Source organism: Pluralibacter gergoviae ATCC 33028 = NBRC 105706 (assembly GCF_001598855.1).
Taxonomy (GTDB): Bacteria; Pseudomonadota; Gammaproteobacteria; order Enterobacterales; family Enterobacteriaceae; genus Pluralibacter; species Pluralibacter gergoviae.
In genome coordinates, this window is record NZ_BCZS01000022.1 from 1 (window position 1) to 23,488 (window position 23,488).

At 61.2% G+C, this 23,488-nt stretch carries 21 protein-coding genes and 1 pseudogene; 13 read left to right on the forward strand and 9 right to left on the reverse strand.

Annotation, left to right across the window (positions count from 1 at the left end; genetic code table 11):
* The 5 genes from ENGE1_RS18890 to ENGE1_RS18910 all read right to left on the reverse strand — a co-directional run.
* Positions 1 to 977, reverse strand: a 977-nt coding sequence (locus ENGE1_RS18890; protein ID WP_155731560.1) for a phosphoenolpyruvate carboxykinase (ATP), incomplete at its 3' end; no start/stop codon positions are given.
* 359 nt (positions 978 to 1,336) lie between these two features.
* Positions 1,337 to 2,215, reverse strand: coding sequence for an Hsp33 family molecular chaperone HslO (gene hslO, locus ENGE1_RS18895; RefSeq protein ID WP_043086323.1), 879 nt, complete (start codon positions 2,213 to 2,215; stop codon positions 1,337 to 1,339).
* Positions 2,216 to 2,238: 23 nt separating this feature from the next.
* Entirely contained in the window at positions 2,239 to 2,640 is a 402-nt protein-coding gene (gene hslR / locus ENGE1_RS18900; RefSeq protein ID WP_043081186.1) for a ribosome-associated heat shock protein Hsp15, read from the reverse strand.
* A 10-nt stretch (positions 2,641 to 2,650) separates the two neighbouring features.
* Positions 2,651 to 3,319 (reverse strand): GMP/IMP nucleotidase, encoded by a 669-nt coding sequence (gene yrfG / locus ENGE1_RS18905; RefSeq protein WP_043081185.1) that lies wholly within the window; start codon positions 3,317 to 3,319, stop codon positions 2,651 to 2,653.
* A 65-nt stretch (positions 3,320 to 3,384) separates the two neighbouring features.
* Positions 3,385 to 5,532: an intracellular growth attenuator family protein gene (locus tag ENGE1_RS18910; protein WP_048254520.1), complete on the reverse strand. Its 2,148-nt coding sequence runs from the start codon at positions 5,530 to 5,532 to the stop codon at positions 3,385 to 3,387.
* Positions 5,533 to 5,853: 321 nt separating this feature from the next.
* On the opposite strand from ENGE1_RS18910, the gene nudE reads away from it, so the two are divergent.
* The gene (gene nudE / locus ENGE1_RS18915) at positions 5,854 to 6,414 is read left to right on the forward strand and encodes an ADP compounds hydrolase NudE (protein WP_048254519.1); all 561 of its coding nucleotides are present in this window, start codon (positions 5,854 to 5,856) and stop codon (positions 6,412 to 6,414) included.
* A 40-nt stretch (positions 6,415 to 6,454) separates the two neighbouring features.
* Here the strand turns inward: nudE and mrcA are convergent, their stop codons facing one another.
* Positions 6,455 to 9,007: a peptidoglycan glycosyltransferase/peptidoglycan DD-transpeptidase MrcA gene (gene mrcA / locus ENGE1_RS18920; RefSeq protein ID WP_048254517.1), complete on the reverse strand. Its 2,553-nt coding sequence runs from the start codon at positions 9,005 to 9,007 to the stop codon at positions 6,455 to 6,457.
* A 118-nt stretch (positions 9,008 to 9,125) separates the two neighbouring features.
* On the opposite strand from mrcA, the gene ENGE1_RS18925 reads away from it, so the two are divergent.
* The 12 genes and pseudogenes from ENGE1_RS18925 to trpS all read left to right on the forward strand — a co-directional run bounded on the left by ENGE1_RS18925 (position 9,126) and on the right by trpS (position 19,090).
* The gene (locus ENGE1_RS18925; protein ID WP_048254516.1) at positions 9,126 to 9,857 is read left to right on the forward strand and encodes a type IV pilus biogenesis protein PilM; all 732 of its coding nucleotides are present in this window, start codon (positions 9,126 to 9,128) and stop codon (positions 9,855 to 9,857) included.
* Complete coding sequence (locus ENGE1_RS18930) at positions 9,841 to 10,380, forward strand: PilN domain-containing protein (protein WP_048254514.1); 540 nt, start codon at positions 9,841 to 9,843, stop codon at positions 10,378 to 10,380. Before ENGE1_RS18925 ends, ENGE1_RS18930 begins: the two co-directional genes overlap by 17 nt.
* On the forward strand, positions 10,361 to 10,795 hold the full coding sequence (locus ENGE1_RS28075) for a HofO family protein (protein ID WP_053075251.1): 435 nt from the start codon (positions 10,361 to 10,363) through the stop codon (positions 10,793 to 10,795). The genes ENGE1_RS18930 and ENGE1_RS28075 overlap by 20 nt, the downstream gene beginning before the upstream one ends.
* Positions 10,785 to 11,192, forward strand: coding sequence for a HofP DNA utilization family protein (locus tag ENGE1_RS18940; RefSeq protein WP_053075250.1), 408 nt, complete (start codon positions 10,785 to 10,787; stop codon positions 11,190 to 11,192). The genes ENGE1_RS28075 and ENGE1_RS18940 overlap by 11 nt, the downstream gene beginning before the upstream one ends.
* Positions 11,107 to 12,336, forward strand: a complete 1,230-nt coding sequence (gene hofQ, locus ENGE1_RS18945; RefSeq protein ID WP_048254513.1) for a DNA uptake porin HofQ — start codon at positions 11,107 to 11,109, stop codon at positions 12,334 to 12,336. The genes ENGE1_RS18940 and hofQ overlap by 86 nt, the downstream gene beginning before the upstream one ends.
* Positions 12,337 to 12,600: 264 nt before the next feature.
* Complete coding sequence (aroK, locus tag ENGE1_RS18950; RefSeq protein WP_043081178.1) at positions 12,601 to 13,122, forward strand: shikimate kinase AroK; 522 nt, start codon at positions 12,601 to 12,603, stop codon at positions 13,120 to 13,122.
* Between the two features lie 57 nt (positions 13,123 to 13,179).
* Positions 13,180 to 14,268, forward strand: a complete 1,089-nt coding sequence (gene aroB, locus ENGE1_RS18955; RefSeq protein ID WP_043081176.1) for a 3-dehydroquinate synthase — start codon at positions 13,180 to 13,182, stop codon at positions 14,266 to 14,268.
* A gap of 115 nt (positions 14,269 to 14,383) precedes the next feature.
* Positions 14,384 to 15,715: a cell division protein DamX gene (damX, locus tag ENGE1_RS18960; protein ID WP_048254511.1), complete on the forward strand. Its 1,332-nt coding sequence runs from the start codon at positions 14,384 to 14,386 to the stop codon at positions 15,713 to 15,715.
* 102 nt (positions 15,716 to 15,817) lie between these two features.
* Positions 15,818 to 16,665, forward strand: a pseudogene (gene dam, locus ENGE1_RS18965) (adenine-specific DNA-methyltransferase).
* A complete protein-coding gene (rpe, locus tag ENGE1_RS18970) occupies positions 16,662 to 17,339 on the forward strand; it encodes a ribulose-phosphate 3-epimerase (protein WP_043081173.1) in 678 nt (225 codons plus the stop codon). Before dam ends, rpe begins: the two are co-directional and overlap by 4 nt.
* The gene (gene gph / locus ENGE1_RS18975; RefSeq protein WP_043081172.1) at positions 17,332 to 18,093 is read left to right on the forward strand and encodes a phosphoglycolate phosphatase; all 762 of its coding nucleotides are present in this window, start codon (positions 17,332 to 17,334) and stop codon (positions 18,091 to 18,093) included. Before rpe ends, gph begins: the two co-directional genes overlap by 8 nt.
* Positions 18,086 to 19,090, forward strand: coding sequence for a tryptophan--tRNA ligase (gene trpS / locus ENGE1_RS18980; RefSeq protein ID WP_048254510.1), 1,005 nt, complete (start codon positions 18,086 to 18,088; stop codon positions 19,088 to 19,090). Before gph ends, trpS begins: the two co-directional genes overlap by 8 nt.
* 57 nt (positions 19,091 to 19,147) lie before the next feature.
* On the opposite strand, the gene cysG is transcribed toward trpS, so the two are convergent.
* Genes cysG through nirB form a run of 3 tightly spaced genes read right to left on the reverse strand, consistent with a single transcriptional unit; the run spans position 19,148 to position 23,448 of the window.
* Positions 19,148 to 20,521, reverse strand: a complete 1,374-nt coding sequence (cysG, locus tag ENGE1_RS18985; protein WP_048254509.1) for a siroheme synthase CysG — start codon at positions 20,519 to 20,521, stop codon at positions 19,148 to 19,150.
* A gap of 60 nt (positions 20,522 to 20,581) precedes the next feature.
* Complete coding sequence (nirD, locus tag ENGE1_RS18990; RefSeq protein ID WP_043081169.1) at positions 20,582 to 20,908, reverse strand: nitrite reductase small subunit NirD; 327 nt, start codon at positions 20,906 to 20,908, stop codon at positions 20,582 to 20,584.
* The gene (nirB, locus tag ENGE1_RS18995) at positions 20,905 to 23,448 is read right to left on the reverse strand and encodes a nitrite reductase large subunit NirB (RefSeq protein WP_043081168.1); all 2,544 of its coding nucleotides are present in this window, start codon (positions 23,446 to 23,448) and stop codon (positions 20,905 to 20,907) included. The genes nirD and nirB overlap by 4 nt, the downstream gene beginning before the upstream one ends.
* Positions 23,449 to 23,488 lie beyond the last annotated feature (40 nt).

Consider the following 23,488-nt stretch of genomic DNA (forward strand, 5'->3'; position numbering starts at 1 on the left):
GAGGCGTCGTCAAAGTCGATGCTGCCGTCCGGGCGCACGGTGACGTTTTCCAGCAGCGCATCGCGGCGGATTGCCTGATAGATTTCGGGCTCTGCCTCTTTCGACAGGCGAATCGTCTTGGCGTAGCAGCCGCCCTCAAAGTTAAACACGCCGTCATCGTCCCAGCCGTGCTCATCGTCGCCAATCAGGCGGCGCTTCGGATCGGTGGAGAGCGTGGTTTTCCCGGTACCGGAGAGGCCGAAGAACACCGCAACATCGCCTTTTTCACCGACGTTGGCAGAGCAGTGCATAGAAGCGATGCCCTTCAGCGGCAGCAGGTAGTTCATGATCGAGAACATCCCTTTCTTCATCTCGCCGCCGTACCAGGTGCCGCCGATCAGCTGTATGCGCTCGGTCAGGTTAAAGGCAATAAAGTTTTCAGAGTTGAGGCCCTGCTCTTTCCAGTTGGGATTGGTGCACTTGGCGCCGTTCATCACCACGAAGTCAGGCTTGAAGGTTGCCAGCTCTTCCTCGGTCGGGCGAATAAACATGTTTTTCACGAAGTGGGCCTGCCAGGCCACTTCGGTGATAAAGCGTACGGAGAGGCGGGTATCGGCGTTAGCGCCGCAGTAGGCGTCAATGATAAACAGGCGCTTGCCGGAAAGCTGGTGGGTGACGAGGCCCTTAAGGTGCTGCCAGGTCTCCTGGGAGAGCGGTTTGTTGTCGTTCTTGCCCTTGCCCTTATCGGACCACCAGACGGTGTCGCGGGTGGTGTCGTCACGCACGATGTACTTATCTTTCGGTGAACGGCCGGTAAAGATACCGGTATCAACATTGACGGCGCCGAGTTCGGTCAGGACGCCGCGCTCATATCCTTCCAGAGCGGGGTTCAGTTCTTCTTCAAACAGCGTGTTGTAATCCGGGTTGTAAACGATATCCTGAACGTCGTTGATACCATAAGCTTTGAGATCTTGCGGGGTTATACCATTAACGCGCATGTCACTGCTCCTTAGCCAATTTTACTATCAGAGATTGTAGGGGGTTCTGAGGGTTTTTGACCGCGACGAGGCTCATAGATTTACGTATATCCGGATTATGTCGTACTTACGAAATGTGGTGACTCCTGTCACGAGGCGACTGCGATTATGGCAGGAATTGATTCTGAGTTAAGGAAAATGTTCTTATTTGGTTAATTGTTGGTTTAACAAACTGATGGAATGTGAATGTAATCGCATTCATGAAAGAAAATTACGAAAGAGTTACATTCGGTGTCGTGAGTAGGGTAGGCCCTCTCCCTGGCGGGGAGAGGGGACGGATGGCGCTTTCCTCACTCCCTGGCGGGGAGTGGGCAGCGCCCTCAGTGTACCTGCGGATCCGCCGGTGAAGCGTTGTTGCGGATCTCCGCGATATCCATCGCGTTAAACAGGTAGTGGCTGCCGCAGTAGTCGCAGTGCATATCGATCTCGCCTTCTTCAGCCAGAATGCTGTCAACCTCTTCATCCGGCAGCGTTTTCAGCGCACCGGCGCAGCGCTCGCGCGAGCAGGTACACTTGAACTCGACCGGCTGCGGGTCGTAAACGGTCACTTCCTCTTCGTGATAGAGGCGCCACAGCACGTCGGTTGCCGGCAGCGAGAACAGCTCGTCCGATTTAATGGTTTCTGTCAGAGTGGCCAGATGCTCAAAGTCTTCGGTGCGGGCATCCTGAGCAGGCATCACCTGCAGCAGCATCCCGGCCGCGGCGGGCTTCCCGTCGTGCTCGCCGGTGCGGATAAACAGGCGGGTCGGCAGCTGTTCGGAGCGCATAAAGTAATCTTCAAGGCACTCCGCCAGGGTCTCGCCCTCAAGACCGACGACGCCCTGATAGCGCTCGCCCTCTTCCGGCGTGATGGTGATAACCAGGTAGCCGTTGCCGACCAGGGCCTTCAGGGAGGCATCGGCAGGCACATCGCCCTGCAGGCGGGCCACGCCGCGCAGCTGCTGGTGATTGTTGCCGTTGATCACCGCCAGCGTCATCGGGCCGTCGCCCTGCAGCTGAACGGTAATGTCGCCGTCAAACTTGAGCGTGGCCGTCAGCAGGCTGGTGGCCACCAGCAGTTCACTGAGCACTTTCTGCACCGGCAGCGGATAGTCGTGGCCGGCCAGCACCTGATCCAGTGTTTCAGAAACGGTGACCAGTTCGCCGCGCACGGCAGCGTTTTCAAACAGGTAGCGGTGTAGTTGATCGTGTTGAATCATAGTTTTCTCTCTTGGGGCGCCGGTCATTCGCCGTCGCCGTATTTAAATCTCATCAGATCGCGGCGCTCTTTTTTATCAGGGCGACGGTCCGGGTGCGGCATGGTCAGCGCATTCATCTTGCGGGCCAGGGCCGTTTTTTCGCGTTTCTCAATGCTCTCTGCCGTCTCTTCATACAGCAGCACCGCCTCTGCCGCAGGCCGCCGCTGTTCGGTGATGGCTCTGACGATCACCGTGCGCTCGTCGTTGCCCTGACGCAGGGTAAGGGTGGCGCTCATCTCCACGATTTTGCTCGGCTTGCTGCGCTGGCCGTTGTAGTGAACCTTGCCGCCCTCAATCATCTCCCGCGCCAGGGCGCGGGTTTTATAGAAGCGGGCTGCCCACAGCCACTTATCGAGCCGGACCGCCTCTGCAGGCTTCTCTTTCATCACGCCTCCTCTATTTGATGGCCGGGATCAGGCGGCGATAGTCGTTCAGACCCGGATGGCGCTGATAGCGCTTCTCCGGCAGACCGGAATCGGGGTTCGTCACGCCGAGGCAGTAGCGTATGCCAAACCGCGCCGCCGCATCGAGGATAGGCTCGCTGTCGTCAATAAACAGCGTTCTGTTAACATTAAGGCCGGTCTCTTCCACGACCGCCTGCCACAGGCGCCTGTCCTCTTTGGGATAACCAAATGTGTGGGTGGAAAGTAATAAATCAAGGTGCGCGCCGAGGCCGGTGTGCTCAAGCTTCACCGCCAGGTTGTGCGGATGCGCGTTGGTCAGCAGGATGCGCCGCTTGCCGCAGGCCTTCAGCGCATCAAGAAACGGCACCGTATCCGCCCGCAGCGAAGCCCGGGGCCCTTCGGCGGTGGTCATCGCGCGGATATCCAGGCCAAGGCGCTCGCTCCAGTAGTCCAGACAGTACCAGTTTAGCGTATGCTGCACGGCGCTGTATGCCTGGCCCATGGCGCTGTGCGCCTCATCAAGCGTAAGGCCGTTCTGCGCGCCCCAGGTTTCTGGCACCAGCTGCTGCCAGAAATAGTTGTCGAAGGCGAGATCGAGAAGCGTGCCGTCCATATCCAGCAGGACGGTATCGACCGCCTGCCAGTTGATATCAAAATGCATGATGAGCCTCCAGCCAGAAGAGTGCGCGACAGGTTATCACACCCCGCCGCGCTTGCAGACAGGGCCTAGCGGCGGTGACGATCCTGCTGCATGGCATCCGGCGAGGGAATGAGTACCGGATTCATGCAGTTCTCGTAATATTTGTGAATGCCGTCCATCCGCACCCGGTGCAGATGGTAGCGTCGCAGCGCCTGGAAGCCGTTCCACAGCGTACAGATGACCATCGCCAGCATCAGCAGCGTTGTCGCAATATAGCGCCACAGGCCGGCGTTGTCCGGAATGCGGTGCAGATTAACGTGCGTGGTGCCGTTAGCGTCGACATAGACGTTGGTGACGATCCCCTCCGCCACAAACGGCGTATGCATTAGCATCCCCGCCAGCCGCTGGAACTCGGCCCACTGCTCGTGGGCCGGATAGTCATAGAGCGACACCGCAGGCCAGGGCTGAGAGACCATGTCGCTGCCTTCATCGCTGGCAAGCAGGAACCCGCCCGGCGCCGGGCTGTTCAGCGCCTGCGCGGCCCGCGCCGTTTCGCGCATCATAAACGGCGCCGTTGAGGTGGTCACCAGATTATCCAGCGACTCGGCGCTGACCGGGCGCAGCAGCACATTAACGCCGTCGAGCTTGCCGGTACTGGCGCGCTTGGTCAGCGTCTCCCAGTCGCCGGTGTTGCCAAGATTGACCAGCGCATTCTTCAGCCGCACGCAGTCGCTGCCGGCGGCGCACAGATCGCGGGTTTTCAGCACGATATCGGCAAAATCATCCAGCAGCACCATGCCCGATTTTTGTATCGCCGAACGCAGGGCAGGGCTTACCCGGGAGTCGTCGTCTTCGCTGGGGTGCAGCTGGCGGTTAACCGCCTGCATCAGCGCGGTGGCTTTGGTGACCACTTCGGACTCGGGCAGCGGCAGCGGCGGGGCATCGTTCCAGATAATCTGCGAGCAGTCGAAAGGCATAAACGGTGAGCTGTTCTGGGCAGTCCAGGTTCCCGGCGAGTGGATGTTGCACATTCCGCTGCCCTTAATGCTCAGCGTATCGCCGACACGTACGCCGGTATGCTCAAGCTGGGTGACCGTTGTGGCCTCAATGGTCTGGGCGCCCTTCAGCCAGGAGAGGGTGAATTTAATCGGCATGCCCAGCGGCACGCTTATCCACAGCATCACCGCAATGATCAGCGCGCCGCCGGCGATAACCGCGCTGCGCAGCCAGTGCTGGAGCGGAAAATTAAGTTCTTCATCGTGCAGCGACAGAAAGCGGCCCTGGCGCGCGACGCGCCGGTCGAGATAGATATCAATATCGGTCTTCTGCCCGAGATCCTGGGCTATCCACGGCTGCCAGTGGCGGGGATAGATGAGATCGATAATTCCCAGCGAAATATTGTTGATCTGCTCGTGGTCATTCTCGCCGAACAGCCCCCAGTGTTTCGGCGTACCGCGCAGGCAGTGGATCTCGCGCAGCGCGCCTTTTGACGGTTTACCAAACCAGCACCAAAGCCCCAGGGCCAGCAGCAGCGCGCCGCCGCCGAGCGCCCAGGGGACAAAGACATCAGGCACCATCAGGCCGAAGTAAAACAGCAGGAAAGCGGTCACGATAAGCAGGGCTTCGCGCAGGCCATCAGGGCGGCTAAGCGCGTGCTCCTGCGGCGTTTCCTGACGAATACTCAGCAGCTCTATCTGCTCGCTCTCTTCGCCGCGGATAGAGGCCTGAGGCACCGCGCGCTGCTCCAGCGCGTAGCTCTGAGCATGCTGCCCGCCGTCGCGCAGGGAGTGGCCGTTAAGGGCGATCACCAGCGGCAGCGAATCGGTATAGATAAGCTCGACTTCGTTCTCGTCATTGATGTACTGCTCCCAGGCGGGCGGAAGATGCACTTCAACGGAGTCGAGAAAGTAGCGCCATTTATTAAGATCGTCGGTGGTAATACCATAGCGGGTAATGGCGCGGGTCAGCGCGTAGACGGTATTGCTGTGGGCGTTAAGTTTAAGCGGCTCGGGCGCAACGGTAGAGCCAGTGACGGGAACAACGAGCGTCTGATTGACGGCCTCAAGGTAGCGCTCCACCGCAGACAGCTCATCATCGCTGAGTTTTCGTGTTGTCGCGCCGCTAAAAGTCGTTTGCAGCCATGAGAGTCCCCGATGCCGACTGCGCTGGCGCCAGAACCATCCGGCCAGCAGTGCGCAGATCAGCACAGCAAGGAGAATCATAAAGGTGCCCATGCTTTTCCCATCAAACTTATCATTACAGGTTGCGTTGATTGCCCATTCACAGAAAACGTGGGCCCGTCATTAGCTATCGGCACATATGACCCGATAATAGTAAAATAGTCGTCGTTACCGGACGCAACTTTTGAACATAACAGCGGGTATTGCAAGTGAATATCGGCAAAATCCCAATTTTGGCCACGGGTATTGACCTGCGCGGAATTGACCAGAAGCGGGCGATAGGTTACAGAAATGTAAATGACAGGCGACAGCAATTGCCTAAACTGTGCCGTATGTCGCACAATTATCCGATTATCACTGCTAAGACTCATCACCATGAATAAACCATTAAAAAAACCCATTATTCATCAGGTAGAAACCGTTGCTCAATCGCGGCTTTTCACCGTGGAGAGCGTGGATCTCGAGTTCAGCAACGGTGAACGGCGGATTTACGAGCGCATGCGTCCGTCGAACCGGGAAGCGGTGATGATCGTGCCGGTGGTTGATGATCACCTGATCCTCATTCGCGAATACGCCGTGGGAACGGAGAGCTACGAGCTGGGTTTCTCAAAAGGCCTTATCGACCCGGGCGAGAGCGTGCTGGAGGCCGCCAACCGCGAGCTAAAAGAGGAGGTGGGCTTCGGCGCTAAGCGGCTCACCTTCCTGAAAAAGCTCGGCATGGCGCCGTCCTATTTCTCCAGCAAGATGAACATCCTGGTTGCCGAAGATCTTTACCCGGAATCGCTGCCCGGCGACGAACCGGAGCCTTTACCGCAGGTGCGCTGGCCGCTGGCCCGCATGATGGATCTGCTTGAGGAGTCGGACTTTAACGAGGCCCGCAACGTCAGCGCCCTGTTTCTGGTGCGGGAGTGGCTACGCGAGCAGGGCCGGCTGTAGATTCAGGTCATAAAAAAGGCGCCGCAAGGCGCCTTTTTCGTCAGAACAGCTCGTGGCTCTCGCCGTTGTCGATGATGGTCGTCCCCACCTCGTGCACCGCCTGCGTGGTCGGCTGCGTGCCTTCGATGAAATACTCCGGGCGGCTATTGCCGCCGTTCGCCAGCTGGCCGGTGCTGCGGTCAATAGTGACCGTCACTATGCCCGGGGGCGGCGTCAGCGGTTGTTCGGGCACGCCCTGAAGGACGATCTTCATGAAGGCATCCCACGCCGGCTGCGCGCTCTTGGCGCCGCCCTCGTAGCCGGAGATCTGATCCTTAATCGCGCCCGACGCGGTGGAGCGTCCGAGATCGCGACGGTGATCGTCAAAGCCAATCCACACGGATGTCACCACGCCGGGGCCGTAGCCAGAGAACCAGGCATCTTTTGAGCTATTGGTGGTCCCGGTTTTACCGCCGATATCGTGGCGCTGCAGATCGCGGCCCGCGCGCCAGCCGGTACCCATCCAGCCCGGCTCGCCAAAGATGTTGGTGTTCAGCGCGCTTTTCATCAGGAACGACAGCGGGGTGGAGATCACGTGCGGGGCATACTCCTGTCCGCCGCTGCGGGCCACCAGCGCCTGGTTGGCCTGTTCCAGATTGGGCATCGGTACGTACGGATTTTGCGGCTCCTGGGAGGTCGCGACTTCCTCGACGTCTTTATTCTCCAGTACGTTTGACTTCGGCGTATCGCCGTAAATCACCGGAATATCGCAATCGGCGCAGGCGACTTTCGGCCTTGCTTCAAAGATGACGCCGCCCTGGTCATTTTCAATTTTGCTGATGAAATAGGGATCGACCAGGAAGCCGCCGTTGGCAATGACCGAGTAGCCGCGGGCTACCTGCAGCGGCGTAAAGGCGGCGGAGCCCAGCGCCAGCGACTCGGTATGAACGATGTTTTCGGCCGGAAAGCCAAAGCGCTGCAGATACTCGGCCGCGTAGTCGACGCCCATCGCGCGCATCGCGCGCACCATCACCACGTTTTTCGACTGGCCCAGCCCCTGGCGCAGGCGGATCGGCCCGGCGTACTGCGGCGGCGAGTTTTTCGGACGCCAGTCGGAGCCGGCGCCGGCGTCCCAGCGGGAGATCGGCACATCGTTGAGGATGCTCGCCAGGGTCAGACCCTTGTCCATCGCCGCCGTGTAGAGGAACGGCTTGATGTTGGAGCCGAGCTGGCGCAGCGCCTGAGTGGCGCGGTTGAACTTGCTCTGGTTGAAGTCGAAGCCGCCGACCAGCGCAATAATCGCGCCGTTGTGCGGATTGATGGACACCAGCGCGGAGTTAACGTCCGGCACCTGCCCGAGCCACCAGCTCTCGTTCACCTGGCGGACCCAGATCTGCTGTCCGGCCTGTACGACATCGCTGACTTTACGCGGCGTCGCGCCCTGCAGGGTATCGGAGCGGTAGGGCCGCGCCCAGCGCACGCCGTCCATATTCAGTGAGACGGACGAACCGTCGGCCAGCATCGCCGTCGCTTCTTCCGAGCTGGCCGCGGTGACGACGGCGGCCTTCAGCGGACCGTAGCCCGGCATACGCTTCAGAGCATCGGTAATTTTCTTGCTGTCCCACGGCGTTTCGCCCACTCTCCACAGCACCTTCGTCGGCCCGCGGTAGCCGTGACGCATATCGTAGTCCATCACGTTGTTGCGCACCGCTTCCTGACCCGCCTGCTGGTCTTTGCGGGTCACGGTGGTATAGACCCGATAGCCGTCTTCATAGGCCTTATCGCCGTAGCGCTTGACCATCTCCTGGCGCACCATCTCCGTGAGATAAGGCGCCGAGAAGGCGATCTCCGGCGCGTGGTAGCGGGCGTCAATCGGCTGGCTGCTGGCCTCGTCATACTGGGCCTGGGTGATGTAGTTCTCGCTCAGCATACGCGACAGCACCACGTTGCGGCGGGCCAGAGCTCTGTCCATCGAGTAGAGCGGGTTAAAGGTGGACGGCGCTTTCGGCAGACCGGCAATCACCGCCATTTCGCTCAGGGTTAGCTGATCGACCGGTTTACCAAAGTAGACCTGCGCCGCAGCGCCCACGCCGTAGGCGCGGTAGCCGAGATAGATCTTGTTGAGGTACAGCTCCAGAATTTCATCTTTATTCAGCAACTGCTCAATGCGGATCGCCAGGAAGGCCTCTTTGATCTTACGGGTCAGCGTTTTTTCCGGACTGAGGAAGAAGTTGCGCGCCAGCTGCTGGGTAATGGTACTGGCCCCCTGGGAGGCGTGGCCGGAGAAGAGCGCAATGCTGGCGGCGCGGAAAATGCCGACCGGGTCGACGCCGTGGTGCTCATAGAAGCGGCTGTCTTCGGTAGCGATAAAAGCCTTCACCATCTGCGGCGGTATCTGGCTGAGCGTGACCGGGATGCGGCGCTTTTCGCCGTACTGGGCAATAAGCTCGCCGTCGGCGCTGTAGACCTGCATCGGGATCTGCAGACGAACATCCCTGAGCGTTGCTACGTCGGGCAGCTGCGGCTCAATAAATTTGTAGAGGCCATAGATCGAGCCTGCTCCCAGCAGAATGCAACAGACTGCAAGGATGAATAAATACTTTACGAACTTCACCGGAGATTTCTCACGTCGCGTCAATTGGGCAGTTTATAAACAAACGGGCGGTAGTATAAAGGCAAGCCAGATGCATTGATATAGCCGGAATGGTTTGAAGGATAAGGAGATCGTAAGAATGGCTTACAGGTACTGGCAGGCCGGATTACATATACAGCGGGACGCAATGGTTTGCGTCGCCCTGCAGCAGGGGCGCAGCGGCTGGGGGCTGCGGCGCTGGTGGTGGCAGCAAAACGCCCCGGACGCCACGGATGTCCAGCGGATCGTCACCCTGCGGCAGTGGCGGCGGGAAATGCCCCTCCAGCACCGGGTCGCGGTTGCCTTCCCCGCCGCCGGGACGATAAAGCGAACCCTGCCGGCGCCTGGTCTGACGCTGCGCGACAGCGAGCAGGCGCAGTGGATTACCAGCAGCATGGCGCAGCAGCTGGAGATGCCCGCCGGGGCGCTGGCCTGCGATTATCACGATGTCGCGCAGCGCGGCTTGCGCGTGACGGCGGCCCGCCAGCAGGAGGTGGTCAGGCTTTACCGGCTGGCAAGGGACGCCGGGCTGAGGGTGGGCTCCGTGACGCCGGACGCCAGCGCGCTGCAGCACTATTTCCCGTGGCTGACCGATAGCGCCGCTGGCCTGAGCTGGTTTGACGGCGAGCAGTGGCTGTGGGCCACCCGGGAGGACTGGGGCTGCGGTGCGGAGCCCGCCCCGGACGCGATCCGCTGCGGCAGCGACGCCGACGGCTTCGATCCCTGGCGCTGCCTGAGCCAGCTGCAGCCGCCGCTGCCGGAGGCGGGCGATCGGTTCACGATTGCGCTGGCGCTGGCGCTTGCCGGACGGTGCCGTGTCCAGGCCGGTTAACCTGCTGCCCTGGCGGCAGAACCGGCGCCGGCGCGTGCTGCGCTTCTGGGGGCTGATGTTTGCCGCGCTGCCGCTGCTGGCGGCAGCGCTTTACGGGCGTCAGCAGGCGGAGCAGATTCATACGCAGGCGCTGACCGCCGCCTGGACGCATGCAGATGCCTCGCTTAGCCGGGCGCTGGCCGCGCGGGAGACGCTGCTGGAGGCCCGCCTTGCCGAAGAGGCGCGTCTGCGCCGGCGGCTGGTACGCCTGCGGCAGACCGCCGGCTGGGAGTCCGCTCTGACCACCCTGGCGGCGCAGCTGCCCGAGCGGGCATGGCTGACGGCGATCGGCTGGCGGGAGGGGACGCTCAGCCTCAGCGGTCTGACCGCCCGTTTTGCCACGCTCGCTGAGCTGGACGCGGCCCTGCGGGCGCTCCCCCACTGGGACGGCGTGACGCCGGGAGCGACCCGCAGAGATGCGCGGGGCCGCTGGCAGTTCAGCTACCGCTTGCAGAGGACGGATCGTGAACCTGCATCCGGCTGACGGCTGGTGCCGCCTGCCCGCAGCCGGGCGCGCCGGCTGCTGGTGCGCGGCGCTGTTGCTGACGCTGCTGGCCGCAGGAAGCCCGTTCCGGGGTGAGCCGCCGCCGGTTGGCGGCGCAGACTTCACGCCGCAGTGGCGGCGGCTGCTGGCCCTTTCGCGGCAAAGTGAACCGCTTGCGCTCCCTGACGCCGCGCCGTTTTCTGCGCTAAACCTGCAGGCGGCGGGCGTGACGCTGGTGAGCTGGCAGCCGGACGGTAAGGGCGGAGAACTGCTGCTGGAGAGCGACTGGCGCAGCATTCCGCCGCTCTTTGCCCTGCTGGCCCGCAGTGGCGCGGCGATCCCGGCATTCAGTATTGCGCCGCAGGACGGCACGCTGGCGGTTTCGCTGCGGCTGGAGATGGACGATGAAGGCTGACAGGGGGCTTGCGCTGCTGATCGTCGTACTGCTGCCGGCGCTGGCGGGGATGCGCGATCCCTTTCGCCCGCCGGAGGATCGCTGTCGGCTGGCGGAGCTCGCCCGCTGGCGCTACGGCGGCGCGGCGGGCGCGGCTGGGCAGCTCATCGGCTTTATGCAGGCTCCCGACGGCAGGTGGCACCGCGTAAAGACGGGGGAGCCGCTCGGCAGCGGTCGGCGGGTGCTGGCCATCGCGCCCGATCAACTGGAGATAGCGCTGGACGCGCAGTGTGAGCCTTCGCGCTGGCGCTGGTTAAAAGAAGGAGCGAAGCATGAGGCGTACAGCGCTGCTGGCGGCAATGCTGTTCTGCAGCGGGACGATAGCCAAAGAGACGCCGGTGAACCTGGCGGTGGATGACGTACCCGTTGCCCAGGTCCTGCAGGCGTTGGCCGATATGGCCCGGCAAAATATCATCATTGCCCCGGAGGTGAAGGGGAGCATTTCGCTGCAGCTGCATGAACTCGCGTGGGGGCGGGCGCTGCGCGCGGTGTTAACCGGCGCGGGGCTGGCGCAGGAGAAGCAGGACGGCGTTATCTATATCTCCAGCGGCAGCAGCGCGGCGCAGAAGCTGGCCCGGCTGGAGGCCGAGCGGCAGAAAAAGCGGCAGGCCCGCCCGCTGAAGACGCAAAGCGTCGATCTGCATCACGCGGAGGCGGCGGAGCTTGCCAAAGCCGGCGACAGACTGCTGGGCCCGCGGGGCACGCTGACCGCCGACCGGCGAACTAACCGTCTGCTGATCCGCGATGACCCTGAGCACCTTCCCGGGCTGCTGGCGTGGGTGGCGGAGATGGATCTGCCCGTCGGCCAGGTGGCCCTCAGCGCCTTTATCGTCACCATTAATGAAAAAAGTCTTCGCGAACTGGGCGTAAAGTGGGCGCTGGCAGAGGGGCCGTCCGGGCGCGGGCAGCCCGGTAATCTGCGCAGCGATCTCGCCGTGGCGGGCGCGACCGCGCAGGCGGGATTTAATATCGGCAGGATAGGCGGCCGTCTGCTGGAACTTGAGCTGAGCGCGCTGGAGCGCAGGCAGCAGCTGGAGATTATCGCCAGTCCGCGCCTGATTGCCTCTCACCTGCAGCCTGCCAGCATTAAGCAGGGCAGCGAAATTCCCTATCAGGTCTCCAGCGGCGAGAGCGGCGCGACCTCGGTACAGTTCAAGGAGGCCGTGCTCGGCATGGAGGTGACGCCAACCGTGCTGCCGCGCGACCGCGTACGGCTCAAGCTGCGTATCACCGAGGACATGCCTGGACAGGTGCTGCAGCAGGCGGGTGGCGAAGTGCTGGCAATTGATAAGCAGGAAATTGAAACCCAGGTGGAGCTCAACAGCGGTGAAACGCTGGCATTAGGCGGTATTTTCTCGCAAAAGCGCAAACTTGCCGACGGCAGCGTGCCGCTGCTGAGCGAGATCCCGCTGCTGGGCAGGCTGTTTCGCTACAGCGGCAAGGCGAACGAGCGGCGGGAACTGGTGGTATTCATTACGCCGCGGATAATTCCCGCCGGATAACTTTTCAGGTGAGATTTTTCTGCCGTAACTCGTTTCAGGAGTTTGACGTGACGGCGGATTTAGCATACAAGGAGTACCGATTTGAGAGTCGGTGCTCCAGTAGATTCGTAATGATTAAAGTTGCCAAAGCAGCCGTACTACTGAGATAATTTTCGATCTGACTCTCGCACTATCGCAAATGAGGTTTCAGTTCATGTCCGGCGTCGCCAGAATGTTCGCGGCGCGGATTTATTATTAACAAATTGTCTTAGTAGTACCTAAAAAATGGCAGAGAAACGCAATATCTTTCTGGTTGGGCCTATGGGTGCCGGCAAAAGCACTATTGGGCGCCAGTTAGCCCAGCAGCTCAACATGGAATTCTTCGATTCAGATCAAGAGATAGAAAAACGCACTGGTGCAGACGTGGGCTGGGTCTTCGATGTTGAAGGCGAAGAAGGTTTTCGCGATCGTGAAGAAAAAATCATCAACGAGCTGACGGAAAAACAGGGTATTGTGCTGGCCACCGGCGGCGGCTCAGTGAAATCCCGCGAAACCCGCAACCGCCTCTCCGCGCGCGGTGTCGTGGTATACCTGGAAACCACTATTGAAAAACAGCTGGCACGCACCCAGCGCGATAAAAAGCGCCCGCTGCTGCAGGTTGAGACCCCACCGCGTGAGGTGCTGGAAGCCCTGGCGGATGAGCGTAACCCTCTGTATGAAGAGATTGCGGATGTCACTATCCGTACTGACGATCAGAGTGCAAAAGTGGTGGCGAACCAGATTATTCATATGCTGGAAAGCAACTGATTCTGGCAGCATCGGGATACGTCAGCGAATTCAAGTAACCAAGGTGGACGTTGCGTTATGGAGAGGATCACAGTCACTCTCGGGGAACGTAGTTACCCGATTACCATCGCCGCTGGTCTGTTTAACGACCCAGCTTCCTTTCAGCCCCTGAAGTCCGGTGACCAGGTGATGCTGGTTACCAATGAAACGCTGGCTCCCCTTTATCTCGATAAGGTGACGTCACGGCTTGAGCAGGCGGGCGTCAACGTTGATAGCGTGATCCTGCCCGACGGCGAGCAGTATAAAACGCTGTCGGTGATGGATACCGTCTTCACCGCTCTGCTTAAAAAACCCCACGGCCGTGACACCACGCTGATTGCGCTGGGCGGTGGCGTTATCGGCGATCTGACCGGTTTTGCGGCCGCCAGCTATCAGCGCGGCGTGCGCTTTATTCAGGTGCCGACCACGCTGCTTTCGCAGGTGGACTCCTCTGTCGGCGGCAAAACGGCGGTCAACCATCCGCTGGGTAAGAATATGATTGGCGCCTTCTGGCAGCCGGTCTCGGTGGTGGTCGATCTCGACTGCCTGAAAACGCTGCCCGCCCGCGAACTCTCTTCTGGCCTTGCCGAGGTGATTAAATACGGCATCATCCTCGACGCCCGCTTCTTCGAATGGCTTGAAAACAACATCGATGCGCTGCTGGCGCTGGATGAAAAAGCCATGGCTTACTGCATCCGCCGCTGCTGTGAACTGAAGGCCGATGTGGTTGCCGCCGACGAGCGGGAAACCGGCCTGCGTGCTTTACTCAATCTTGGCCACACCTTCGGACATGCGATCGAAGCCGAAATGGGCTACGGTAACTGGCTACACGGCGAAGCCGTGGCGGCCGGAATGGTGATGGCTGCCCGCGCCGCCGAGCGGCTGGGGCAATTTTCCTCTCAGGACACCCGGCGTATTATTGCCCTGCTGAACCGCGCGAAGCTGCCGGTTACCGGGCCGCGCGAGATGTCCGCTGAGGCTTATATTCCGCACATGATGCGCGACAAGAAGGTTTTGGCCGGAGAGATGCGCCTGGTGCTTCCGTTAGCGATTGGCAAAAGTGAGGTACGCGGCGGCGTGGCACACGACGTGGTGCTTGGCGCGATTAACGATTGTCAGCAGGCATAATAACGACGGGCATCGCCCCGGCGGTGAGCAAACAGGTCAGGCCGCATTTATGCGGCAACATTGATTCAGGTGATGTGCAATTGTGGTTGGCATAAGCCTTTTAGTGGGGTGTTAAATGGATGAATTTAAACCAGAAGACGAGCTGAAACCCGATCCCAGCGATCGTCGTGCTGGTCGTTCCCGTCAATCTTCCGGCCGCGACAGCGAGCCGCAGATTAATTTTGACGATGTGGACGTTGACGGCGACGAGCGCCGTCCGTCGCGGGGCCGCAAAGTCAGCGATGAGCAGGAAGAAGAGTACTTCGAGGCCGGCGATGAGCCAGTCGAGCGTCGGCCGCGCAAACGCAAAAAAGCGCCGGCGGCGAAGCCTGCTTCACGTCAGTACCTGATGATGGGCCTCGGCATTCTGGTGCTGCTGCTGCTGATCATTGGCATCGGCTCGGCGCTGAAATCGCCGTCGTCACCATCCGGCGATGGCCAGACGGCGGGCGGCGAGCGCAATATCGATCTCTCCGGCGGCGGCGACGCCACCTCTAACCAGGCGAACGGCGCGCAGCCGGCGCCGGGCAGCGCGCCGGCTAATCAGGACGCCAGCGGACAGCAGGCGGCGGGCAACCAGCCGCAGGACGTCTCGCTGCCGCCGATCTCCTCAACGCCGACCGAGGGCCAAAATGCCTCTGCGCCGCAGGGCCAGCAGCGCATGGAAGTGCAGGGCGATCTGAACAACGCCCTGACCCAGCAGCAGGGCCAGATGGACAGCGCGGTGGCGAACTCCACCCTGCCGACCGAACCCGCTACCGTAGCGCCGATCCGCGGCAGCAGCGCCCAGCGCCAGCCGACGCACGCCGCTGAGGCCGCTACCGCAGCGCCGCGCACCGAGCGTCGGCATAGCGAGCCTGTCCAACAGAGCAGGCCGCAGGCGACGGTGAAAAGTGAACCGAAGCGCAGCGAACCCGTTCAGCGCAGCGAGCCGGTTAAGCGCAGCGAAGCACCTAAGCGCAGCGAACCCGCAGCCGTTGCCCGCACGCCGGTGAAAACCGAAACGGCAAAACCGGCTGAAGTGGCGAAACCGGTCGAAGCCGCGAAGCCGGCAGCCAGCAGCACGGCGCAAGCACCGGCCGCGGCGGCAGCTCCGGCGGCATCCGGCGGCAGCAAGACCACCGGCAACGTTGGCGCGCTGAAGTCGGCGCCGTCCAGCCACTACACGCTGCAGCTCAGCAGTTCGTCAAACTATGACAACCTGAACAACTGGGCGAAGAAAGAGAACGTGAAAAATTACGTGGTCTATCAGACCACCCGCAACGGTCAGCCGTGGTATGTCCTGGTCAGCGGCGTTTACGCCACCAAGGATGATGCTAAGCGCGCCGTCTCTTCGCTGCCGGCAGACGTTCAGGCGAAGAACCCGTGGGCCAAACCGGTCCGCCAGGTGCAGGCCGATCTTAAGTAATTAACACCGCCGCCCGGTCTCCGGGCGGCCGCGTGTTTTTAAGCGCAGGATGCTGTCGGAGCATTTCTCCACAGCCAGAGAAAGTGTAAGCAGTCAGACAGCATGAAAAAAAATCGCGCTTTTTTGAAATGGGCAGGGGGGAAGTATCCCCTGCTTAACGATATTGAAAAGCATCTGCCGCAGGGCGAATGTCTTATTGAGCCCTTTGTCGGGGCCGGTTCTGTATTCCTCAATACCCGCTATTCGCGCTACATTCTGGCGGATATCAATAGCGATCTGATTGACCTCTATAACATCGTTAAAACCCGCACCGATGAGTACATTGCCGCCGCGCGGGCGCTATTTTCGGCGGAAAACAACGATCCTGAGGTCTATTACCGGCTGCGGGCCGAATTCAACCAGTGCCGGGAGCCGCTGCGTCGCGCCGCGCTCTTTCTGTACCTCAACCGCTACGGCTACAACGGACTTTGCCGCTACAACCTGAAGGGCGAGTTCAACGTCCCCTTTGGCCGTTATAAAAAGCCCTATTTTCCGGAAGCGGAGCTGCAGCACTTTGCCGTGAAGGCGCAGAATGCCGAGTTTTTCTGCATGTCCTACGAGGAGTGCATGTCCCTGGCGGAGCACAACGCGGTGGTCTACTGCGATCCGCCCTACGCGCCGCTGTCGGCGACGGCGAATTTTACCGCCTACCATACCAACAGCTTCAGTCCGCAGCAGCAGGCCCACCTGGCTGAGCTGGCGGAAAAGCTGGTCAGCCGGCAGATCCCGGTGTTAATTTCGAATCACGACACGCCGGATACCCGAGAGTGGTACAAGAATGCGGCGAAGCAGGTCAAAGTGAAAGTCCGCCGCAGCATCAGCAGCAACGGCGGCACGCGCAAAAAGGTGGACGAACTGCTGGCGCTCTATCGCCCCGCCACCAAATAACCCCTTCAAGGAGATGCGGATGAAACAGTATTTGATTGCCCCTTCGATTCTGTCGGCCGACTTTGCCCGCCTGGGTGAAGATACCGCGAAAGCGCTGGCCGCAGGCGGCGACGTGGTCCACTTCGACGTGATGGACAACCATTATGTGCCGAACCTGACCATGGGGCCGATGGTGCTCAAGGCGCTGCGCAGCTACGGCATTACCGCGCCGATTGACGTTCACCTGATGGTGAAGCCGGTGGATCGCCTTATTCCGGACTTCGCGGCCGCGGGCGCGAGCATCATCACCTTTCATCCTGAAGCCTCTGAGCACGTCGACCGCTCCCTGCAGCTGATCAAAGAGCACGGCTGCAAGGCCGGGCTGGTCCTTAACCCGGCGACGCCGCTGAGCTATCTCGATTACGTGATGGATAGGCTTGACGTGATCCTGCTGATGTCGGTCAACCCCGGTTTCGGCGGCCAGTCCTTTATCCCGCACACGCTCGACAAGCTGCGCGAAGTGCGCCGACGCATCGACGCTTCCGGCTACGATATCCGCCTGGAAGTGGACGGCGGCGTGAAGGCCAGCAACATTCGCGAGATCGCTGCGGCGGGCGCCGATATGTTCGTCGCCGGTTCGGCTATCTTCGACCAGCCCGACTACAAGAACGTGATCGACGAAATGCGCAGCGAACTGGCAAAGGTACGTCATGACTGAATTCAATACCATCCGCGGCGTTGCCTTCGATCTCGACGGCACGCTGGTTGACAGCGCGCCCGGCCTGGCGGCGGCCGTCGACAATGCACTGTATGCGCTGGAGCTGCCTGCTGCGGGCATTGAGCGAGTAATCACCTGGATTGGCAACGGCGCCGACCTGCTGATGCAGCGGGCGCTAGCGTGGTCGCTGCAGGAGCGCGCCAGCCAGCGTGCCGCGCAGGGCAAGCCGGCTATCGACAGTGCGGATATTCCGCAGGAAGAGCAGCAGCGCATGCTGCGCAAACTGTTTGACCGCTACTATGCCGACGTTGCCGAAGAGGGCAGCCAGCTCTTTCCTGCGGTGGCGCAGACGCTGGCGGCGCTGCATGAGAAGGGCCTGCCGCTGGGGCTGGTTACCAACAAGCCGACGCCGTTCGTGGCGCCAATTCTGCGGGCGCTGGATATTGACCGCTATTTTTCCGTGGTCATCGGCGGCGATGACGTGCAGAATAAAAAACCGCATCCGGAACCGCTGCTGCGGGTGGCCGAACGCTTCGGCATTGCGCCTGCGCAGATGCTGTTCGTCGGCGACTCCCGCAACGATATTCAGGCGGCGCAGGCGGCAGGCTGCCGCAGCGTTGGCCTGACCTACGGCTATAACTACGGCGAGCCGATTGCCGACAGCCGCCCGGACGCCGTTTTTGACCATTTTAACGACTTATTGCCCGCGCTTGGGCTACCGAACAGTGAAACTCAGGAAGTGAAACATGACTAAGCCCATCGTCTTCAGCGGTGCACAGCCGTCCGGTGAATTAACCATTGGTAACTACATGGGTGCGCTGCGTCAGTGGGTGGGTATGCAGGATGACTACCACTGCATTTACTGCATCGTCGACCAGCACGCCATCACCGTGCGCCAGGATCCGGCCGCGCTGCGTAAGGCGACGCTGGATACGCTCGCGCTGTACCTGGCCTGCGGCATCGATCCAGAAAAGAGCACCATCTTCGTCCAGTCGCACGTGCCCGAGCACGCGCAGCTGAGCTGGGCGCTGAACTGCTACACCTACTTCGGCGAACTGAGCCGCATGACCCAGTTCAAGGATAAGTCCTCGCGCTACGCGGAAAACATCAACGCCGGTCTGTTTGACTATCCGGTGCTGATGGCGGCGGACATCCTGCTGTACCAGACCACGCAGGTGCCGGTGGGTGAAGACCAGAAGCAGCACCTGGAACTGAGCCGCGATATCGCCCAGCGCTTTAACGCCATCTACGGCGAGATCTTCAAAGTGCCTGAGCCGTTTATTCCCAAGTCCGGCGCCCGCGTGATGTCTCTGCTGGAGCCGACGAAAAAAATGTCCAAGTCCGACGATAACCGCAATAACGTTATCGGCCTGCTGGAAGATCCGAAAGCGGTGGTCAAGAAGATCAAGCGCGCGGTTACCGACTCCGATGAGCCGCCGGTGGTGCGCTACGACGTGCAGAATAAAGCGGGCGTCTCCAACCTGCTGGACATCCTCTCCGGCGTCACCGGCCAGAGTATTGCCGAGCTGGAGCAGCACTTCGAAGGCAAGATGTACGGCCACCTGAAAGGCGAAGTGGCGGAAGCCGTCTCCGGGATGCTGAGCGAGCTGCAGGAGCGCTACAACCGCTTCCGCAACGACGAAGCATTCCTGCAGAAGGTGATGAAAGAGGGCGCGGAGAAAGCCAGCGCCCAGGCGTCAAAAACCCTTAAGGCGGTGTACGACGCTATCGGCTTCGTGGGTCGTCCTTAAATAAAAAACCCTCTCCCCGCAGGGGAGAGGGGCCGGTTGATGCTGGTAATAGCTATCTTAATGGTTCGAAAACCAGTTCAGCTTATCGCGCAGGGCCACTACCGGGCCGACAATAATCAGCGATGGACTCTCTACCTGCTGCGCCAGCGTGCCCAGCTCGCGTAACGTTCCCGTCACCACCCGCTGCGTAACCGCCGTACCGTTCTCCACCAGCGCTACCGGCATCTCTGCCGCCATGCCGTGCTCCATCAACTTTTCGGCAATCGTTGGCGCCTGATTCAGCCCCATATAGAACACCAGCGTCTGGCTGTCGGCGGCGAGATTGCGCCACTCCAGCGCGCCGCCGTGCTTCAGGTGGCCGGTCACCAGCCGCACGCTCTGGGCATAGTCGCGGTGGGTGAGCGGGATGCCCGCATAGGCGGAGCAGCCGGAGGCGGCGGTAATGCCCGGCACCACGGAGAAGGGAATGCCCGCCCCGCTCAGGGTCTCCAGCTCTTCGCCGCCGCGGCCAAAGATAAACGGATCGCCGCCCTTGAGGCGTACCACCCGCTTGCCCTTCTGCGCTTCCCGCAGCAGGATCTGGTTGATCTCCTCCTGCGGCACGCAGTGGTAGCCCGCCCGCTTGCCGACGAACACCCGATCCGCGTCGCGGCGCACCAGGTTCATGATGTCGTCGGAGACCAGCCGGTCGTAAACCACAATGTCCGCCTGCTGGATCTGCTGCAGCCCTTTGAGGGTGAGCAGTCCGGCATCCCCCGGCCCGGCGCCGACCAGCACCACTTCGCCGCGGTTGTCCAGCGGCTCGCCCAGCAGCCGTTCGGTGGTGTCCGCCACGGCGCGATCGTCCCGGTTGGCCAGCGACTGCGCCAGCCTGTCGTTACCGAAGAACTTCTCCCAGAAGCGGCGGCGTTCGCCGATGCTGGCGAAGGTCTGCTTCACCCGACCGCGCAGTTTGCCGGCGTAGGCCGCGACCTGGCCGAGGTGGAGGGGCAGAATGGCCTCCAGCTTCTCGCGCAGCAGGCGCGCCAGCACCGGCGAGGTGCCGCCGGAGGAGACGGCGACCATCAGCGGCGAGCGGTCGATAATCGACGGCATGATAAAGCTCGCCTGCTGCGGGGCATCCACCACGTTGCAGAAAATGCGCCGCTTCTCTGCCGCTGCGCTGACCCGGCTATTGACGGCGTCGTCGTTAGTGGCGGCAATCACCAGCCAGCTGTTGTCGAGCAGGGATTCGTCAAACTCGCCCTCCGCCAGCGTCAGCGCGCCCGCGTCGGCCCACGCCTGAAACTGCGGGGCGAACGCCAGCGCGTTGACGGTCAGCCGGGCGCCGGCATCGAGCAGCAGCCGGGCCTTGCGTTCGGCAACATCGCCGCCGCCGATCAGCAGGCAGTCGCGGTTGCGCAGCTGGCAGAAGATGGGTAAGTGATCCATGGGCGTCTCGCTAAAGCAGGGGAAAACACTACCGGCGGCAGAACGCCGCCGGATGGGGTATCAGGCCTTTAATTGTACCTGACCGTCCTTAACGCGGACATCAAAATGTGCAATGGATCGGCTGGCGTCCTCCATGCACAGGCCGTCGCTCAGGCGAAAACGCTGCTTTTTCAGCGGGCTTGCCACCCACAGCTCGCCGTTGTGCTCGGCAATCAGGCCGCGCGACAGCACGCTCGATTCAAAAAACGGATCGACATTGCTGATGGCAAAGACCCGCTCGTCGCGGTACGGACGGAAAATCGCCACCTGCCGGTTGCCCAGCAGGGCGCAGACGCCGGTGGCGGGAAGAATCGCTTCGATGTTGCAGATATTTACCCACTGGCTCATACGTTTTCCTCCACCAGAGTCACCGGAATGCGCTCGTAAGGCGTGGCCGGACGATGCTGTTCACGTTCAGGCACGATCTGCACGTTCGGGTCGCGCTGGTCGCTGTTGATAAAGTGTCTGAAGCGTACCTGCGCCGCCGGATTGTTGACGGTCTCGGTCCACTCGCAGGCGAAGGCGGCGCGCAGGCGGGCAATCTCCTCTTCCAGCTGGGCGTTGAGGCCGAGCTTATCGTCGATAATTACCGCTTTCAGGTAGTCGATGCCGCCCTCAAGGCTTTCCAGCCACGAGGCGGTGCGGGTCAGCTTATCGGCGGTGCGGATGTAGAACATCATGAAGCGGTCGAGGTATTTGATCAGCGTGTCGCGATCGAGATCCGCCGCCAGCAGATCCGCGTGGCGCGGCTTCATACCGCCGTTGCCGCAGACGTACAGGTTCCAGCCCTTCTCGGTGGCGATGATGCCCACGTCCTTGCCCTGCGCTTCGGCACATTCGCGGGTGCAGCCGGAGACGCCGAACTTCATCTTATGCGGCGTGCGGATGCCCTTGTAGCGGTTTTCCAGCTCGACGCCGAAGCCGACGCTGTCGCCGACGCCGTAGCGGCACCAGGTGCTGCCCACGCAGGTTTTCGCCATGCGCAGCGCCTTGGCGTAGGCGTGGCCGGTTTCAAATCCGGCGTCGATCAGCTGCTGCCAGATTGCCGGCAGGTCGTCCTTCTGCGCGCCGAACAGACCGATGCGCTGGGAGCCGGTGATTTTGGTGTAGAGATTGTACTGGCGGGCGATGCTGCCTACCGCCATCAGGCCCTCCGGCGTGATTTCGCCACCCGCCGAGCGCGGGATCACCGAGTAGGTGCCGTCTTTTTGCAGGTTGGCGAGGAAGCTGTCGTTGGTCTCCTGCAGCGGGGCGTTTTCGGGGCTGAGTACATAATCGTTCCAGCAGGAGGCCAGCAGCGAGCCAACCGTCGGTTTACACACTTCGCAGCCGTAGCCCTTGCCGTGCTTTTCCAGCAGCGCGTCAAAGGTTTTAATGCCTTCGACGCGAATGAGGTGGTACAGCTCCTGGCGGGAGTAGGCGAAGTGTTCGCAGAGGTTGTTGTTAACCTCGATCCCCTGCTTCGCCAGCTCGGCGTTGAGCACCTGGGTGACCAGCGGGATGCAGCCGCCGCAGCCGGTACCGGCTTTAGTTTCGGCTTTCAGGGCCGCCACGGTATGGCAGCCGCGGCCGATGGCGCTGATTAAATCGCCTTTGGTCACGTCGAAGCAGGAGCAAATCTGCGCGCTGTCGGGCAGCTTGTCGACGCCGATGGCCGGCTTGCCGCCCGCGGCGTGCGCCGGCAGGATCAGCGCATCCGGGTTTTCCGGCAGCTCGATGGCGTTCAGCACCAGCTGCAGCAGGTTGCCGTAGTCGGCGGTATCGCCGACCAGCACCGCGCCGAGCAGGGTTTTATTGTCGGCGCTGACGATCAGGCGCTTATAGACCTCTTTGCTCTCGTCCAGGTAGACGTAGCTGCGCGCGCCCGGCGTGCGGCCGTGGGCGTCGCCGATACCGCCGACGTCCACGCCCAGCAGCTTCAGCTTGGCGCTGAGGTCGGCCCCTTCGAACGCGTTTTCGCCGCCGAGAATGTGGTCAACGGCGACCTGCGCCATTTTATAGCCCGGCGCAACGAGACCGTAAACGTGGTTATTCCAGTTGGCGCATTCGCCGATAGCGTAGATATCCGGATCGGACGTCTGGCAGCGGTCGTTAACCATGATGCCGCCGCGCTGGCCGGTGGCGAGACCGCACTGGGTCGCCAGCTTGTCGCGCGGGCGGATACCGGTGGAGAAGACGATAAAGTCGATCTCCAGCTCGCTGCCGTCGGCAAAGCGCATGGTTTTACGCGCCTCAGTGCCTTCCTGAACGATCTCTTTGGTGTTTTTGCTGGTGTGCACCCGCACGCCCATGCTCTCAATTTTGCGCTTCAGCTGCTCGCCGCCCATCTGGTCGAGCTGCTCGGCCATCAGCATCGGCGCAAACTCGATAACGTGGGTTTCAACGCCGAGATTTTTCAGCGCGCCGGCGGCTTCAAGACCGAGCAGGCCGCCGCCGACCACTGCGCCGCGCTTGCTGCGCCGGGCGCAGGCTTCAATCGCGTTGAGGTCTTCGATTGTGCGGTAAACAAAGCAGTCCTGGGTTTCCGCACCCTTTATCGGCGGGATCCACGGATAGGAGCCGGTGGCCATGATCAGTTTGTCGTAAAAGACCGAGCGGCCCGCGCTGGAGTGGATGACTTTCTCTTCGCGGTTGATAGTAATAGCGCGCTCGCCGACCAGGACCTTGATACCGTGCTTGTCGTAAAAACCTTCCCGTACCAGCGAGAGCTCTTCTGCGGTATGGTGAGAGAAGTAGGATGACAGATGCACGCGGTCGTAGGCGATGCGGGGCTCTTCACAAAAAACGGTAATGTCGAACTGGTCTGCGGGCGCTTTATCGAGAAGATCCTCAATAAAGCGGTGGCCGACCATGCCGTTACCGATAATAGCGAGTCTGACTTTGCTCATTTATGCCTCGATTTCTTTTCTATTACTGCCTACCTTAACG

Excerpts from the sequence above, each read along its gene's own strand:
- trpS (WP_048254510.1), top strand. The coding sequence starts at position 18,086 with ATGACTAAGCCCATCGTCTTCAGCGGTGCACAGCCGTCCGGTGAATTA.
- yrfG (WP_043081185.1), bottom strand. The coding sequence starts at position 3,319 with ATGCATTTTGATATCAACTGGCAGGCGGTCGATACCGTCCTGCTGGAT.
- nudE (WP_048254519.1), top strand. The coding sequence starts at position 5,854 with ATGAATAAACCATTAAAAAAACCCATTATTCATCAGGTAGAAACCGTT.
- ENGE1_RS18925 (WP_048254516.1), top strand. The coding sequence starts at position 9,126 with ATGGCTTACAGGTACTGGCAGGCCGGATTACATATACAGCGGGACGCA.
- cysG (WP_048254509.1), bottom strand. The coding sequence starts at position 20,521 with ATGGATCACTTACCCATCTTCTGCCAGCTGCGCAACCGCGACTGCCTG.
- gph (WP_043081172.1), top strand. The coding sequence starts at position 17,332 with ATGACTGAATTCAATACCATCCGCGGCGTTGCCTTCGATCTCGACGGC.
- damX (WP_048254511.1), top strand. The coding sequence starts at position 14,384 with ATGGATGAATTTAAACCAGAAGACGAGCTGAAACCCGATCCCAGCGAT.
- hslO (WP_043086323.1), bottom strand. The coding sequence starts at position 2,215 with ATGATTCAACACGATCAACTACACCGCTACCTGTTTGAAAACGCTGCC.
- nirD (WP_043081169.1), bottom strand. The coding sequence starts at position 20,908 with ATGAGCCAGTGGGTAAATATCTGCAACATCGAAGCGATTCTTCCCGCC.
- aroK (WP_043081178.1), top strand. The coding sequence starts at position 12,601 with ATGGCAGAGAAACGCAATATCTTTCTGGTTGGGCCTATGGGTGCCGGC.
- hslR (WP_043081186.1), bottom strand. The coding sequence starts at position 2,640 with ATGAAAGAGAAGCCTGCAGAGGCGGTCCGGCTCGATAAGTGGCTGTGG.
- aroB (WP_043081176.1), top strand. The coding sequence starts at position 13,180 with ATGGAGAGGATCACAGTCACTCTCGGGGAACGTAGTTACCCGATTACC.
- hofQ (WP_048254513.1), top strand. The coding sequence starts at position 11,107 with ATGAGGCGTACAGCGCTGCTGGCGGCAATGCTGTTCTGCAGCGGGACG.
- rpe (WP_043081173.1), top strand. The coding sequence starts at position 16,662 with ATGAAACAGTATTTGATTGCCCCTTCGATTCTGTCGGCCGACTTTGCC.
- nirB (WP_043081168.1), bottom strand. The coding sequence starts at position 23,448 with ATGAGCAAAGTCAGACTCGCTATTATCGGTAACGGCATGGTCGGCCAC.
- ENGE1_RS18940 (WP_053075250.1), top strand. The coding sequence starts at position 10,785 with ATGAAGGCTGACAGGGGGCTTGCGCTGCTGATCGTCGTACTGCTGCCG.
- ENGE1_RS18910 (WP_048254520.1), bottom strand. The coding sequence starts at position 5,532 with ATGGGCACCTTTATGATTCTCCTTGCTGTGCTGATCTGCGCACTGCTG.